The sequence below is a fragment of the Nocardia araoensis NBRC 100135 genome (assembly GCF_000308435.1).
Taxonomy (GTDB): Bacteria; Actinomycetota; Actinomycetes; order Mycobacteriales; family Mycobacteriaceae; genus Nocardia; species Nocardia araoensis.
The window spans coordinates 40484-54364 of record NZ_BAFR01000174.1 but is presented as its reverse complement, the minus strand read 5'-3'; the positions used below and the strand labels follow the sequence as shown (position 1 = coordinate 54364).

Sequence of the window (13881 nt, the reverse complement as noted above, 5' to 3'; positions counted from 1 at the left end):
TGCCCGGCTCAGGTCAGCGTCGGGACCCGCACGCCCTGCCAGGCGAGTCGTTTCTCCCGGTCCGGGTCGTGTTCCACGCGCGTGGGGTAGTCGATGATCAGGGTGGACCTGCGGGCCTCCGTATAAGCGGGCCAGGACGGCAGCGGAGCTCCGGTGCGCGCGAAAGCCAGCCAGTTGTCCTGGAACTGATCGGTGACCGCCCGCAGTCCGCGCCTACCGCCCGCGGCGGTGAAGGCCCGGCCGATAGGAGTATCGGTCACGCCGAAGACCGGAATGAGATCGGTCGCGTGCGTGGCGCCGATCCCGGCGAGTTGCAGGGCGCGCGGGGCGAAGTCGTAACGGTAGGCGTAGGTCGGCGCGTGCCTGCTGTGACCTTCCATGACCGTCACCGAAGGACGCCAGAAGGTGTAGTCGCCGCCCGCCCGCACCGCGGCCTTCGGCTGGGGATAGCCGGGATACGCCGCCTTGATCCTGGACTCGGCCTCGGTGGAGTTACCGAGCGCCGAGCGCAGCCGGTCCGGGGTGGTGGGCAGTTCGTCGGCGAACCTGGCGAACAGCGTGCCCTCGTCGCGGTTGGTGCCGATGATCAGCGGCACCCGGTGCGCGGAGCCGTCGGTGATCGCGTCGACCGGGGAAACCGGCAGGAACTCGCCGTCCACCACAGGGCACACCGGAAAAGCGCCGGGCTGCTCCCGTATCACCTGTGCGATGGTGCGATCGACCGCACGGCGGATGTCGTTCGCGCCCGCGGTGCGCAGGGCGGTGTGCGCGGTGTCCGGCGTTGCGCCCAGCGCGGCCACACAGCGGCGCGCGAAGCCGCGGGCTTCCTCGGCGGTCACCGCCCAGTCGGCGGGCGGGCTCTGGGAAATGGCTCGGTGGAACAGGCCTTTGGACGCCGGGGTGGCCAGCAGGCCGAGTACGGCGTGCGCGCCGGCCGATTCGCCGAAGATCGTCACATTGCCGGGATCGCCGCCGAAGGCCGCGATATTGGTGCGCACCCACTCCAATGCGGCGAGCTGATCGCGCAAGCCGAGGTTGGAGTCGAACGGTTCTTGCGCGGTGCCGAACTCGCTGAAGTCGACATAGCCGAACGCGCCAAGCCGGTAGTTCAGCGAGACCACCACCACGTCGCCGCGCAGCGCCAACCGCGCGCCGGAGTACAGCCCGAGCGCGGAAGTCCCGATGAGATAGCCGCCGCCGTGGATGAACACCAGTACCGGACGAGGCCCCGCCGCCGGCGTCGCGGGCGCGGTGACATTGAGTGTCAGCGCGTCCTCGCTGGTCGGCTGGTAGGCGCGCGGCCCGATCCGGGCGCCGGAACGATGTTGCATCGCCGCGGAGGTGAAGTCCGTCGCGGCCCGCACGCCGGACCATGGTTCGACCGGCTGTGGAGCGCGAAACCGCAGGTCCCCGAGCGGAGGAGCCGCGTAGGGAATGGACCGCCAGCGCAGGACGCGGCGGCCCCGGCGACCGCGGACGATGCCGTCGGCGGTCGCGATATCCGTTGTTGCCACCATCTTCGAATGGTAGCTACGCGCGCCGCGCCTCCAACAGGCGCAACCAGAACTCGCTGACCGCCGGGTAGGCAGGCACGGCGTGCCAGAGAGCGGACAGCGGCACCCTGCCGACCACCGCGATCGTCGCCGCGTGCAGTTGCTCGCCGACCTCGGGGCCGACGAAGGTGGCGCCGACCAATGTGTCGGTGGCGCTGTCGATCACCAGTTTCGCATGGCCCGCGTAGTCGTCGCGGGACAGCGCCGACCCGGCCACGTCGATATCGAGTTCGACGGTCTCCACCGAGCGCCCCGCGTCCCTGGCCGCGGCTTCGGTCAGGCCGACCGACGCGACCTCGGGTGCGGTGAACACCACCTGCGGCACCTTGCCGTGATCGGAACTCGCCACGAACCGCGGATCCGCCAGCGGCTTGCCCTCGGCCCGCGCCGCGATCACGTCGCCGCACACCCGGCCCTGGTACTTGCCCATGTGTGTCAGTGCGGCGCGGTGGTTGAGGTCGCCGACCACATACAGCCACTCGCCGTCGACATCGCGCGCCGTGAGGTGGTCGTCGACCGCGACGTAACCGTCGGACAGCCCTACCGTGTCCAGGCCCAGCCCTTCCGTGGCGGGCGCGCGTCCGGCCGCCACCACGATCTCGTCCACCTCCAGCATCGATTCGCCCTCGGGACCGCGCAGCTGGACCGTCACGGGACCGCCGTGGATCCGACCTTCACCGGTGTCCTTCGCGGCCGGGCGTTCGACGGCGGTGGGCTCGGTGCGGAAGCGCACTCGCACGCCCGCGCCGGTCAGCGCCGCCGCCACCCGTTCGCCCGCGAACGGCTCGTTCGCGGCCAGCAGTGCCGAGCCGCGTACCAGCAGGGTGACTTCGGCCCCGAGCGCGGCCAGCCAAGTCGCCGCCTCGCAGGCCACCACGCCGCCGCCGACCACGGCGACCCGGCGCGGGACCTCGTGCAGGTTGGTAGCGTCGCGGGAAATCCACGGCAGCGCGGCGCGAAGGCCGGGCACGTCGGGCACGTTCGCGGTGGTGCCGGTGGCCAGCACCACGGCATGCCGGGCGCGCAGCTGCCGCCCGTCGACCTCGACCGAGCGCGTGCCGGTCAGGCGTCCGGTGCCGCGCACCACGTCGATGCGGTTGCCCCGCGCCCAGTCGACCTGGGAGGAATCGTCATGGTCGTGCACGAAGGCGTCGCGCCGCCGCAGTACCGCCTCGACGTCGAGGCCGGTGGCCGAAATCCCCGGCATCGCCCGCGCGGCCGCGAGCACGTGGCCCGGCCGCAACAGCGCTTTGCTGGGGATGCAGGCCCAATAGGAACATTCGCCGCCGACGAGTTCACGTTCCACGATGGCGGCCGTGCGATCGCTGCCCGCGACGGCGTAGGCGGCGGCGTTCTCGCCGGCGGGTCCGCCGCCGATCACGATGACGTCGTAGTCGGTCGGTGTGCTCGACATCGCCGCGCCTACTGGAGGTAGCCCTCGACCTGCGACACCGGATTGGCCTGGGCCGCGTCAGGGGACTGGCCCTGGTCGATCCGCGCCCGGCGATGACGCAGCAGGTCCCAGGCCTGATCCAGCATCACTTCCAGTTCGGCCAGGCGCTGGCGTTCGGCCTTCGGGTCCAATTCGCCGCGGGTGGCCTGGGAGCGCAGCTCGTGCTCCTGGTCGACCAGCTCCTTGATACGCGCCAAGATGTCCTGCTCGGTCATGCTCTGTCCTTTCCGGCATGTGCGGGGCCCTGCGTGGTCACGCTGCGCTACCGCCTCCGGGCCCGATCGCTCGTGCCGATCCGATTCCGGGATGTGCGGGACCCTACGTGGTCACGCTGCGCTACCGCCTCCGAGCCTGACCGCTCGTGCCGACCATGCTACGGCTGGGCGAGGCACGCGGCGGCCCGCGGGACGGCCGTGGCGAGTTCCGGCCAGGGCAGCGCCGTGTAGCCGAGAGCGACGCCGAAGTGGCTGCGGCGGGATCCGAGGTGGTGTCTGGCCAGGCCATCGAGCGCGACACCACGGGCAAGGCCTTCCGCGACCACCCGCCGCTCGGCTTCGGCAGACTCCACCGGCACGACCACGTGCGAACCCGCGTCGTCGCCGAGCACGTCGAGTCCGCGGCGGCGCAGCTCGGTCACCACCAGCGCCCGGCGCGGCGGCAGCGCGCGACGCAGCCTGCGCAGGTGCCGGGCCAGATCACCGTGCGCGGCGAAGGCGACCAGCACGCGCTGGCCCGCCGGACTGGGGCCGGTGCCGGTGCGCTCGCGGTGGTCGAGCACCGCCGCGGCGATCTCCGGAGCGGCCAGCAACCAGCCGACGCCGAGGCTGGGGGACAGGATCTTGCTCATCGTGCCCAAGTGGACGACCACGTCGGGAGCCATGGTGGCCAACAGCGGCAGCGGCGCGGTGTCGTAGCGCAATTCGCCGTCGTAGTCGTCTTCGATGACGAAGATCCCGCGGCGGCGCGCATGCTCGACCAGCTCGACCCGCCGCGCCGCGGGCATCCGCGCGCCGAGCGGAAACTGGTGCGCGGGAGTGCAATACACCGCTTTGATCCGGGAAGGCAGCAGGTCGACGCGCAGTCCGTGCGCGTCGACGGGGACGGGAACGACCTCGAGACCGGCCGCCGCGAATGCCCCGGCGGCGCGCTGGTAGCCCGGATCCTCCATGGCGACGGCATCGCCCGGGCGCAGCAGCGCAGCCGCCAGTTCTCCGACAGCCGAGCTGGTCCCGGCGGTGGCGAGCAGCACGGTGTCGCTGCTCGCGCCGATGCCGCGGTGGCGCAGTAAATGCTCGGTGACCGCCGTGCGGAACTCCGGTTCGCCCGCGCGGTCTTTGCGCACGAGCGGAGAATGATCCGCCGCGGCGCGCCAAGCCCGCCGCCACGCGGCCGGATCGATGGCGTCGACGCACGGCGCGCCCGGAGCGAGGTCGAACAGTTCTGGCGCGGTGTCCGTGTCGTGCACGGGATCGAGGCGCGCCGGCGCGGCGGCCGGCGCGGTCGTCAGGTAGGTGCCGGAGCCGCGTCGGCCGCTGAGCCAGCCTTCCGCGTGCAATTGGTCGTAGGCGGCGGCGACCACGGTCCGGCTCACGCCCAGCCGCCCGGCCAGCGCACGGGTGGACGGCAGCCGGTCGCCGCCGCGCAGCGGTCCGCTGGTCGCCGCGTGGCGCAGTTGGTCCGCGATCTGCACCGACAGCGGTTGCGCCAGGTCGCGATCGAGGTCGAGGGGGAGGTCATCCAGCACGGTCCCTCCTCATAGTGGCCTGCTGAAAATCAGTCGAATTGGCACTTTGATAATGCCATTGGCAGCTCGATGCTGGGTTCATGACCGCAACAGTCAGCCCACGGACTCCCCTTTCCCCGACGCCGCGCAGCACGCCGACCCGGTTGACCGACCGCGCCAGCACCGATCGCGCCGACTTGGACGCGGTGCTCGACGCCGGGCTGATCTGCCACCTCGGGGTGCTGCTCGGCGGCACGCCGGTCGTACTGCCGACCGCCTACGGCCGCGACGGCGACACGCTCTACCTGCACGGATCCACCGGCGCGGGCAATCTGCGCGCGGCGCTCGCCGCCGACATCTCGGTGGCGGTGACCTTGGTCGACGGCGTGGTGTACGCGCGTTCGGCCATGCACTTCTCGATGAACTACCGTTCCGCGGTCGTGCTCGGCCGGGCTCGCGAGGTGACCGAGCACGACGAGCGCCTGCACGCGCTGCGCGTGATCGTCGAACACGCGGCGCCCGGCGCGTGGTCACGGGTGCGGCCCCCGAGCAAGAAGGAACTCGCCGCCACGAAGGTGCTCGCCCTCGATCTCACCGAGGCCTCCGTGAAGGTCCGCGCCGGCGGCCCGAAGGACGACCCTTCGGACATCGACAACGGAGGCGTGTGGGCGGGTGTCCTCCCGCTGCGCCAGACCTGGGACACCCCGATCGACTCCGAGGATCTGGACCCCGGCGTCTCGGTCCCCGCGGACGTTCTGGAGCGCTCGGTCCCCGCCCGGTGACGACGACTGCGCCCGGCTACGGCCCGCGTCCGGCGATGGCGGCGAGTTCGTCCCCGCACGGCCGCCGGAGTTCTCGTGCCCGTCAGAGTGGGCGCGGTGCATCCAGCGGCCGTGCGGGCGCGGAGTCGTGGCCTGCCGTCGAGTCGGTGGGGCGGTAGGCGAGCAGCGCCGCCAAGGCCAAGAGCCAGACGCTCCACAGCACATAGCCCACGAAGTTGGTCTGCGCCATGAGCGGGATGCCGAGGGGGACGAGAACTCCGCTGAGCACCAGGACGGCGCAGACGTAACCGACTGCGGCCCACGCGGTGGGCATTTTGTGCCGCAAGGCGATCGCGACCAGGGCCGTCCACACGGCGGTGAGGGTGTATCCGGCCGTCTCGCCGAGACCGGTGCCGAGTACCGCGCCCAGCGCTTCGAAAGTGCGCACGGCCGAGGAGCCCGCGCCCTCCTCGGCGGCCCGCGCTGCCAGCGCCGGAACCGCGACGGGCCAGCGCAGCAAGCCGATCGCCTGCACCGCGGCGGCCGCCACGCCCGCCGCGACGGCCGCGCGCATGGCCGGTGAGCGGTCCAGCCTGCCGATCAGCACGGCCAGCGGCGCCAGCGCGGCGGCCGCGAGGGCCAGCACGACGAACCAGGCGACGACGGCGGTCTGGTTGTCGCGGAACAGCGCGAGCACGTCGGCCGCAGGCTCACGCAGCACGTGGGGATAGTCGAAGGCCGAGCCGAGTCCGGTGAAGGCGACGTTCAGGGTGATCGGCGCGGCCACCAGCAGGGCGATGGCGGGCCAGGGGCGTGCGGGCATGGCGTCTCAATTCTGACTGTACGGGGTACAGGTAGCTGTACGGGGTACAGTCAACCGCGTGGCAGCGGCGAAGTCAACACCAGGAGAACGCAGGACCAGACCCGAACGGCGGGCGTTCAGCGACGCGCAGATCGTCGATGCCGCGATCGAACTCATGGACGAGGGCGGTGTCGCCGCGGTGTCGATCCGATCGGTCGCGACCCGCCTGGGAGTGAACCCGAACGCGGTATACACCTACGTCGCGAGCCGGGCCGACCTGGAACGCGCGGTGGTCGAACGGGTGCTCGGCGCGGTGCCGGTCGCCGTGCTCGCCGACCCGGACGTCGAACCCCGCACGGCCGTCGTCGAATTCGCCCGAGGACTACGAGCCGAGGTGCTGCGGCATCCCGCGGTGGCGGGGTTGATGATGAGCGCGCCCATGGACGGCGATGCCGCGCGAGACGTGGGGGAGGCGTTGCTGGACTGCCTGGCCAGGACCGGTCTCCCCGAGCAGGACTGCGCGCGCGCCGCCTACGCCGTGATGGTGCAGGTCATCGGCTCGCTCGCCATGGAAGTCGCGGAAATCGACGGAAGGCCCCCGCTGGCACCGGAATCCGAGCGGATCGCCCGGCGCGCGGCCGCGTTCGACACCGTCGACGGTGATCGGTGGCCGCGCACCAGGGCGAGCGCCGGTGTTCTGGCGCAGTGGATCTCGGACGCGCAGTTCGACTGGGGACTGCGCGCGCTACTGGACGGATTGGTGCGCTGCGACGGTCAGAACCAGAACGCTGCGCCGTAACCCGTCGTTTGCGCTGTCGCCCTTTTCGAATCGGCCCGTACGGTGACAAACGGCATGGCCGAGGCCGGTGAAAGGCAGCCGCTGATATTCAACGGTGTATTGGTGTGTGCGTAGGTGTAAGGGAATTCCGATTCCCCGTCTATTTCCGTCGCACCGATCACCACCGCCGTGACCGAACCGGGGGCCAGATTCACCGCGAGTTCGACGGCGACGCCCGCCTCGACGTCGAAGCTGGGCTGGATGGCGACGGCGGCGCCGACGGTGACGCTCGGCGGCGCCATCAGTTGCAGGGAGGGCATCATCATCTGCTGATCGGGCATGTTCATCTGCAGGGAGGGCGGCTCGAAGGTGAGGGAGCCCTCCACGCCGAAGGAGGGCGCGATCCCGACGTCGGCACCGATGCTGGGTGAGATGCCGATCGAGATGCCGTTGGAGATGTCCACCGCGCAGCCGACCAGATATCCGATGGCTATTTCTCCGCTGCGCAGCGCCGAGGGGCCGTCGAGGGACACCGAGAAGTCTCCGGACACCTTCACCGCGTGCACGAACGGAACTCCGGGCGCGATGTCACCGCCCGCGGGCACGACATTGTTGGCGTTCGCCGACGCGATCAGATGCAGCCCGCCGGCATTGATCTCTCCTGGCGCGGCGCTCGCCACGGAATCGGAAACAGCGAAAGCGCCGTTAGCGGCGATGACCACCGCGACGATCGCGGCGAGAGTGCGCGAATGCTTTCGGTTCATCATGCTCCAGTCGAGTATCGATGGAATCGGAACTTCATGCGCGAAACGGACTGGTACGGCGAATGGGTCGGCGCGGCCCCCACTCGGCGTACGCGGCAGACTTTAACGGGTGGGGTGGCCGACGGTGGTGATCACGCCGACACGGCGAGTCGGCCGACACGACCGATCGCGGTCGTCGTCGGCATTCGCCCCGATTGCCGGTGACCGGCGAGCGAAACCATCGGATTTCATACCAGGTCGCCGAAACTCCCGGCCGTTCGCCGAAATATTGCGCGTGTCGTGTGAACTCGCGGCGATCGGGTGCGCTCCCGTGCGTATGCCCGTGGTGCGGCGGGTAATCCCGTGGGCGACCGTGGTGCGGCGGGTAATCCTATGCGCGACCGTGGCTCGGCGGGTAGTCCCGTGGAGACGACCGTGGCTCGGCGCGTCCGGCCGGGCGAATCACCATGCGTCGGCGTGCGAGTCCGCCGGAATCACCACACGTCGGCGGGCAAGCCCGCGGAACGCACCGCGCGCACCGCCAGCTCGCGCAACGCGCCCGCCGACGCGATCCGCTCCGGATCGAGGGAGACCAGGCTCAGCACGTAGTCCTCGCCGATGCGACACAGGTAGCCCGAGAGGCGGGTGCGGGGCAGGCGCGCGGTGGTGAGCCCGGGATGGATGGCGCGGGCGGCGACGCCGGTGCAGCGGTGCGGGCCGAGTTCGAGCAGCGAGGCGGGGAGCGTTCCGATGTTCGAGCACAGGATGTCTCGTTCGCCCGCGCCTTTGGACAGCGCGTAGGCCCAGCGGTCCGGGATCACCTGGAGCAACTCTTCGGGCATGCCGCTCGGCGCGGACATGCGGTGCTCGTAGGCCGAACGCGCCAGTGCGCGGATCGTCGCCGGGGTGTCGGCGCGGGTGATCGCGATGCGCGTCATGGCGAGGTCGTTGTCGACCCGGGGTTCGTCGCGGGTGTCGACGGGGAGACTGGCCTCGATCGTCTCACCGGGAAATCCGCTGTCCCGCAGCACGGTCGCGACGAGGTGGATGAACAGGCTGTTGGCCGTGCCGCCGTCGCGCGCCGCCACGCGGTCCCACTCCGCGGCGGGGCATCGCAGGATCGCGCTGTGCGTCGCGTCGTCCGCCGCGCGCGGCTGCTCGTCCCGGCTCGGTGCGGCGGGTTGCCGCGGTATCCCGTGCCGCAGCGCCGCCGCGGTGCCGCGCAGGACGATCGACCATTGGCGCAAGGCGTCGGACCAATCCGATCCCCGCGCATCGAGATCTGCCGAACGCACCCGAGCGCCGCCCAGCGCGTCGTCCACCGCGAGCACCAGCGCCCGCCCGTCGGCCAGTACGTGCGAACAAGTGAGAGAGACGACCGAACCGCCGTCGTCCAGTGCTGCGGTCGAAAGCCGCCACCCGGGACCGTATTCCGGATCGAGCCCGGCGCCCTGCGCGTCCGCCCAGTCGAGCAACTCCCCGACCGGGACGACGCCCTCGGCGCGCTCGATCGGATACGCGCGGACATTCGGTCGCCAGGCCCGGCGAGCGCCCGGCACACGCGGGCGCATCACCCTGCGTCCCAACGGGCCCGTGCGCAGCGCCGCGTGCACCCGTGCCAGCAGCGCGGGGTCGACCCGGTCGGCCGTCCGCCACAGCCCTTGCAACGCGATCGGCGTGCCGAGCCCTCGGTGGCTGCGCAAGAAGATCTCGTCGACGACGCTCAGCCGGCCCATGGGCCTCAGGCGTGAGCGCCGTGGCGGCCCGCGCCCGCCGCGAACCGCTGGGCGCCCTCCAGCGCGCCGTCGGCCAGTGCCGTCAGGCCGTGGCGGAATTCGTTGCGCAGCGCGGACTCTTCGGTCATCCCCTCCTGCTCGAGCATCGACATGCGGTCCGAGCGCAGGCAGGTCTGCGGCAGCGCGGCCAGTTCCGCGGCCAGCGCCTCCGCGGCGCCGCGAGCTTCGCCGGTGGGCACCACGCGATTCACCAAGCCCATCCGCAGCGCCTCGTCCGCGCCGACCGCGCGGCCGGTGAGCACCAGATCCATGGCGCGGCCCATGCCGATGACCTGCGGCAGCCGTACCGTGCCGCCATCGATCAGCGGAACGCCCCAGCGGCGGCAGAAGACGCCGAAGGTGCTGTCCTGTTCGGCGACCCGCAGATCGCACCACAGCGCGAGTTCCAGCCCGCCGGCCACCGCGAAGCCGGAGACCGCGGCGATCACCGGCTTGGACAGCCGCATCCTGGTCGGCCCCATCGGGCCGTCGCCGTCCTCGGCGGCCCGGTTGGAGCGCTCGGTGCCGAGCGCCTTCAGATCGGCGCCCGCGCAGAACGTGCCGCCGTCGCCCCACAGCACCGCGACCGCCGCGTCGGGGTCGGCGTCGAACTCGCGGAATGCGTCGGCCAGCGCGGCGGCGGTCGGCCCGTCCACCGCGTTGCGTGCTTCCGGCCGGTGCAGGATCACGGTCGTCACGGGGCCGTTGCGTTCGATGAGTACCGTCACGCGCTCGAACATACGCCGTAAAAGCACCCTTGTGTGAAGAAATGAATTCATGCTTCACTTCTTGGGTGGCCTACCGCAGAACTCCCGCCGTGCAGGCCCGCCTGGACGCTCAGGCGGGGCTGATCGTGCAGGCCGCGACGAAGGTGCTGTCCCGCGGCGGCTATGCCGCGCTGTCCATGGCGGCGGTCGCGACCGAGGCGGGCTTGGCCACCGGCACCGTCTACAAGAACTTCGACGGCAAGGCCGCCTTGGTGCGTGCGGTGTTCCGGAAGGTGGTCGCGCGCGAGGTCGCCGCCGTGGCCGCGGCGGGCGCGCGCGGAACGGCCGTCGAACGGGTCACCGCGGCGGTGGAGACCTTCGCGGGCCGCGCGCTGAAGAACCCGAACCTGGCCTACGTCCTGCTCGCCGAACCGGTCGACGCGGCCGTGGACAGCGAACGCCTGCATTTCCGGCGCGCGTTCGCCGAGACCTTCGAAACGGCGGTGGCCGAGGGCATCGCGCGGGGCGAGATCCCGCCGCAGGACCCGAGGATCAGCGCGGCCGCGTTGGTCGGCGCGATCGGCGAGGTTCTGGTCGGCCCGCTGGCCGACGCGCCGCACGGCGAATCCGTCGTCCCCGAACTCACCGCTTTCGCGATGCGCGCGCTGGGCGTGCGCGACGACCCGGGCGCGGCCTGCGCCCGGCTGGAATCAGGAGTGTCCGATGCAGACGCATGAAGTCTTCAACCAGGTGCCCGACATCGTGCCCTTCGATGTCTCGCGCAATCCGGCGCTGCTCGAGGGCCTGCACCGGGAAGGGGCGGGCTGGGCCGAGGCCGAAGTGCGGGAGCTGGGCGCGCTCGCGGGCGGCGCGCAGGCGCAGGAATGGGGCAGGCTGGCCAACGAATACCCGCCGGTCCTGCGCACCCACGACCGCTACGGTCACCGCATCGATGAGGTCGAATTCCACCCGCACTGGCACGACCTGATGCGCGTCGCCGTCGAGCACGGGCTGCACGGCGCCCCGTGGCTGGACGACCGGCCGGGCGCGCATGTGGCGCGCGCGGCGAAGTTCTACACCTGGGGCGCCGCCGACGCCGGCCACATGTGCCCGATCTCGATGACCTACGCGGTCGTCCCCGCGTTGCGGCACAACCGGGAACTGGCGGCGAAATACGAACCGCTGCTCGGTTCGCGCGTCTACGAATTCGGATTGCGCGAGCCGTCCACCAAGGCCGGGCTCATCGCGGGCATGTCGATGACCGAGAAGCAGGGCGGCTCGGACGTGCGCGCCAACACCACCACCGCGACGCCGCAGCCGGACGGCTCCTACCGGATCGTCGGCCACAAATGGTTCACCTCCGCGCCGATGTCGGACATGTTCCTCACGCTGGCGCAGGCGCCCGGTGGCCTGTCCTGCTTCCTGCTGCCCCGGGTGCTGCCCGACGGCACGCGCAACCCCATCCGCATCCAGCGGCTGAAGGACAAGCTGGGCAACAAGTCCAACGCCTCCTCGGAGATCGAGTACGAGAACGCCTCGGGCTGGCTGGTGGGCGCGGAAGGCGCAGGCGTCAAGACCATCATCGAGATGGTGAACATGACCAGGCTGGACTGCGTGATCGGCTCCGCGACCGGCATGCGGGCGGGCGCGGTGTACGCGGTGCACCACGCGCGTCACCGGGAAGCGTTCGGCGCCAAGCTGGTCGACCAGCCCGCCATGCGTAACGTGCTCGCCGATCTGGTGATCGAGTCCGACGCCGCGACCACCGTGATGATGCGGCTGGCCGGGGCCACCGATCGGGCGGGCGCGGATCCCGCCGAGGCCGCGCTGCGGCGCATCGCGCTGGCGGTCACCAAGTACTGGGTGTGCAAGCGCGCGCCCGCGCACGCGGCCGAGGCGCTGGAATGCTTCGGCGGCAACGGATATGCCGAGGAATCCGGCATGCCGCGGCTGTACCGGGAGGCGCCGCTGATGTCCATCTGGGAAGGATCGGGCAACGTCGCCGCGCTGGACGCGTTGCGCGCGATGGGGCGTCAGCCGGAGACGGTCGAGGCGTACTTCAACGAAGTGTCCCTGGCCAAGGGGGAGAACCCGCGCCTGGACGACGCGATCGCCCGGGTGGGCAAGGAATTGTCGGATCTCAACGACATCGAGTACCGCGCGAGGCGGGTCGTCGAACTCATGGCGCTGGTGCTGCAAGGCGCGCAGCTCGTCCGCCACGGTCACTCCGCCGTCGCCGACGCCTTCTGCGCGACCCGGCTCGGCGACGACTGGGGCATCGCCTTCGGCACGCTGCCCACCGGCGTCGACACCGGCGCGATCATCGAGCGCGCGTTCGTCTGAGCCTGCCGGGCAACCGGGGACCGTTCAGGTGCGGCGGTCCCCGGAGGCGAGCAGCCACCTCAGAGGGTGTCGAGCCAGGCGAACATGTGGTGGAGCAGGGTGGAACGGGCGCCGTAGGCGCAGTGCTCCCCGGCGCCATCGGCGCTGTGCAGGGGGATCAACGTCGCGGGGCAGGTCAATTCGCGGTGTAGGCGTTCGGGCTGGCCTGCGAAGAAGTGGTCGTTGTCCGGGGCGAAGATGAGGGTGGGCGCCGTGATGCGATCTGCGAGGCCGTCGAGGGTGTATTCTTTTGTGCGGCGCAGATATTCGGAAATGGTGTCGGTGCCGAAGGACCACGGGCCGTTGCGCAGCGCCCACCGTGTGCCGGTGTGGTTGGCCATCATCAGATGCGCGACCGGATCCGCGACGTCGTCGCGACCGGCCATGACCCACTCGGCGGCGACGGGCGGGATGCCGGCGAAGTTCACGTCGTAGTAGCTGTAGATGCCGCCGTCGAGAATGAGCCCGGCGACGCGGTGTTCGAAGGCGGCGGCCCGCGGGGTCAGGAAGCCGCCGAGGCTGTAGCCGTAGAGGTAGACGTGCTCGGCGTCCACTTCGGTTCGCGTCAACGCGTAGTCCACGACCGGGGTGAGGACGGCTTCCCAGTCGGGGCGGAAGAACAATCGCTGATGCCGCAACGCGGCGCCCTGTCCAGGGCCGTCGTAGGCGAGGACGTTGTAGCCGCGCGGCAGTGCCGCGGCCGCGAGGGCGAAATACGCCTCCTCGGCTGGGGAATCGAAGCCGCTGGTGAGGATGATGGTCGGCCGGGGCGTGCCGGAGTCGTCGGCCAGGAACAGCAGGCCGGGCAGATGGGTGTCCTCGTAGGGAATCTCCACTGCCTGCACCGGCGTGTCCATGAGCTGGGCGGCTTCGGCGAAGGTGTCCTGGGCGCGGGCGAACAGGTCCTTCGCGACCGGATCGCCGAACGGATCGTCGCGGCGGAAGAACTCGGCGGTGCGGTAGTAGTTCGAGGCGCGCAGTAGCGCCTGTCTGCCCCCGAGCGCGCGCGCCCGGTCTCCCGCGGCTGTCCACTGTCTGCACCATGCCTCCTCGTCACCGTCGGGAACGGCGCGCGCGACGGCCAGAACCTCCCCGAGATCGGCGCCGCCGAACTCGGCGAAGCAAGCGGTCCGCAGCGCCTCGAAGGCGAAGGACTCGTCATCGAACAGGAACTTCACGGGGGTCTCCTTACGTCTATCCGATT

The 13881-nt window shown here is 71.0% G+C and carries 13 protein-coding genes; 4 read left to right on the top strand and 9 right to left on the bottom strand.

The window, feature by feature from the left end; translation table 11 throughout:
* Window positions 1-8 precede the first annotated feature (8 nt).
* The 4 genes from ON21_RS24405 to pdxR all read right to left on the bottom strand — a co-directional run bounded on the left by ON21_RS24405 (window position 9) and on the right by pdxR (window position 4750).
* Entirely contained in the window at window positions 9-1517 is a 1509-nt protein-coding gene (locus ON21_RS24405) for a carboxylesterase/lipase family protein (RefSeq protein WP_039801206.1), read from the bottom strand.
* A gap of 13 nt (window positions 1518-1530) precedes the next feature.
* A complete protein-coding gene (locus ON21_RS24400; protein WP_039801204.1) occupies window positions 1531-2967 on the bottom strand; it encodes a dihydrolipoyl dehydrogenase family protein in 1437 nt (478 codons plus the stop codon).
* A gap of 8 nt (window positions 2968-2975) precedes the next feature.
* Entirely contained in the window at window positions 2976-3221 is a 246-nt protein-coding gene (locus tag ON21_RS24395) for a DUF2630 family protein (RefSeq protein WP_039801202.1), read from the bottom strand.
* 158 nt (window positions 3222-3379) lie between these two features.
* Window positions 3380-4750, bottom strand: a complete 1371-nt coding sequence (pdxR, locus tag ON21_RS24390; RefSeq protein ID WP_039801201.1) for a MocR-like pyridoxine biosynthesis transcription factor PdxR — start codon at window positions 4748-4750, stop codon at window positions 3380-3382.
* 80 nt (window positions 4751-4830) lie between these two features.
* On the opposite strand from pdxR, the gene ON21_RS24385 reads away from it, so the two are divergent.
* A complete protein-coding gene (locus ON21_RS24385) occupies window positions 4831-5511 on the top strand; it encodes a pyridoxamine 5'-phosphate oxidase family protein (RefSeq protein ID WP_039801199.1) in 681 nt (226 codons plus the stop codon).
* A gap of 82 nt (window positions 5512-5593) precedes the next feature.
* Here the strand turns inward: ON21_RS24385 and ON21_RS24380 are convergent, their stop codons facing one another.
* Window positions 5594-6313 (bottom strand): DUF4386 family protein, encoded by a 720-nt coding sequence (locus ON21_RS24380; RefSeq protein ID WP_063821116.1) that lies wholly within the window; start codon window positions 6311-6313, stop codon window positions 5594-5596.
* Window positions 6314-6371: 58 nt separating this feature from the next.
* Here ON21_RS24380 and ON21_RS24375 point away from each other — a divergent pair, with 58 nt between their 5' ends.
* Window positions 6372-7091 carry a TetR/AcrR family transcriptional regulator gene (locus ON21_RS24375; RefSeq protein WP_039801197.1) on the top strand — a complete coding sequence of 240 codons (720 nt, stop codon included), beginning with the start codon at window positions 6372-6374 and terminating at the stop codon, window positions 7089-7091.
* Here ON21_RS24375 and ON21_RS24370 read toward each other — a convergent pair.
* The 3 genes from ON21_RS24370 to ON21_RS24360 all read right to left on the bottom strand — a co-directional run bounded on the left by ON21_RS24370 (window position 7067) and on the right by ON21_RS24360 (window position 10328).
* Window positions 7067-7837, bottom strand: coding sequence for an MspA family porin (locus ON21_RS24370; protein WP_039801194.1), 771 nt, complete (start codon window positions 7835-7837; stop codon window positions 7067-7069). The two genes, ON21_RS24375 and ON21_RS24370, sit on opposite strands and share 25 nt — an antisense overlap.
* Window positions 7838-8307: 470 nt before the next feature.
* The gene (locus ON21_RS24365) at window positions 8308-9549 is read right to left on the bottom strand and encodes a hypothetical protein (RefSeq protein ID WP_039801192.1); all 1242 of its coding nucleotides are present in this window, start codon (window positions 9547-9549) and stop codon (window positions 8308-8310) included.
* Window positions 9550-9554: 5 nt separating this feature from the next.
* A complete protein-coding gene (locus ON21_RS24360) occupies window positions 9555-10328 on the bottom strand; it encodes a crotonase/enoyl-CoA hydratase family protein (RefSeq protein ID WP_039801189.1) in 774 nt (257 codons plus the stop codon).
* A 53-nt stretch (window positions 10329-10381) separates the two neighbouring features.
* On the opposite strand from ON21_RS24360, the gene ON21_RS24355 reads away from it, so the two are divergent.
* Entirely contained in the window at window positions 10382-11032 is a 651-nt protein-coding gene (locus ON21_RS24355; protein ID WP_039801188.1) for a TetR/AcrR family transcriptional regulator, read from the top strand.
* Window positions 11019-12638 (top strand): acyl-CoA dehydrogenase family protein, encoded by a 1620-nt coding sequence (locus ON21_RS24350; RefSeq protein ID WP_039801186.1) that lies wholly within the window; start codon window positions 11019-11021, stop codon window positions 12636-12638. Before ON21_RS24355 ends, ON21_RS24350 begins: the two co-directional genes overlap by 14 nt.
* 59 nt (window positions 12639-12697) lie before the next feature.
* Here the strand turns inward: ON21_RS24350 and ON21_RS24345 are convergent, their stop codons facing one another.
* The gene (locus ON21_RS24345) at window positions 12698-13855 is read right to left on the bottom strand and encodes an alpha/beta hydrolase family protein (protein WP_039801184.1); all 1158 of its coding nucleotides are present in this window, start codon (window positions 13853-13855) and stop codon (window positions 12698-12700) included.
* Window positions 13856-13881 lie beyond the last annotated feature (26 nt).

What these genes read in the sequence shown, in the direction of transcription:
- ON21_RS24405 (WP_039801206.1), bottom strand. Translation starts at nt 1,517, where the DNA reads ATGGTGGCAACAACGGATATCGCGACCGCCGACGGCATCGTCCGCGGT.
- ON21_RS24400 (WP_039801204.1), bottom strand. Translation starts at nt 2,967, where the DNA reads ATGTCGAGCACACCGACCGACTACGACGTCATCGTGATCGGCGGCGGA.
- ON21_RS24395 (WP_039801202.1), bottom strand. Translation starts at nt 3,221, where the DNA reads ATGACCGAGCAGGACATCTTGGCGCGTATCAAGGAGCTGGTCGACCAG.
- ON21_RS24385 (WP_039801199.1), top strand. Translation starts at nt 4,831, where the DNA reads ATGACCGCAACAGTCAGCCCACGGACTCCCCTTTCCCCGACGCCGCGC.
- ON21_RS24380 (WP_063821116.1), bottom strand. Translation starts at nt 6,313, where the DNA reads ATGCCCGCACGCCCCTGGCCCGCCATCGCCCTGCTGGTGGCCGCGCCG.
- ON21_RS24370 (WP_039801194.1), bottom strand. Translation starts at nt 7,837, where the DNA reads ATGATGAACCGAAAGCATTCGCGCACTCTCGCCGCGATCGTCGCGGTG.
- ON21_RS24365 (WP_039801192.1), bottom strand. Translation starts at nt 9,549, where the DNA reads ATGGGCCGGCTGAGCGTCGTCGACGAGATCTTCTTGCGCAGCCACCGA.
- ON21_RS24360 (WP_039801189.1), bottom strand. Translation starts at nt 10,328, where the DNA reads ATGTTCGAGCGCGTGACGGTACTCATCGAACGCAACGGCCCCGTGACG.
- ON21_RS24350 (WP_039801186.1), top strand. Translation starts at nt 11,019, where the DNA reads ATGCAGACGCATGAAGTCTTCAACCAGGTGCCCGACATCGTGCCCTTC.